Here is a 564-nt window from a genome sequence, read left to right as displayed (position 1 = left end):
ACGGGCGTCATTCTCGATATTTTTGCCCAGCGCGCGCGTACTCATGAGGGGAAGTTGCAGGTTGAACTCGCTCAGTTGGAGTATATGTCTACTCGCTTGATCCGAGGCTGGACTCACCTTGAACGGCAGAAGGGTGGTATTGGTCTTCGTGGTCCAGGTGAGACGCAACTTGAGACAGATAGGCGTCTTTTGCGAGCTCGTATCAAGGCTTTGCAGGGGCGATTAGGTAAGGTTAGAAAGCAGCGTGATCAGGGTAGGCGGGCTCGAACTAGAGCAGAAATTCCGACCATTTCTCTCGTGGGCTATACCAATGCTGGAAAGTCGACGCTATTTAATCGGGTAACCCAATCAGAGGTTTATTCTGCTGATCAGCTTTTCGCTACCCTTGACCCAACGTTAAGGAAGATTGATTTTCCGGATGTTGGTCGGGCGATTCTCGTAGATACGGTGGGCTTTATTCGGCACCTGCCGCACAAGCTTGTAGATGCATTTAGAGCGACGCTTGAGGAAACCATCGCTGCGACGCTATTGTTACATGTCATCGATTGTGCTGATGATCGTCGG

Annotated in this window: 1 protein-coding gene; it reads left to right on the top strand. The window is 50.9% G+C overall.

Annotated elements, in window-relative coordinates; genetic code table 11:
- Positions 1 to 564: GTPase HflX (gene hflX / locus A3751_RS02825; protein ID WP_068451842.1), on the top strand; the 564-nt coding region annotated here is incomplete at both ends.

The organism is Oleiphilus sp. HI0080, assembly GCF_001635135.1.
Note: the sequence above shows the minus strand (reverse complement) of the source record. Positions and strands in the feature narration are given on the sequence as shown.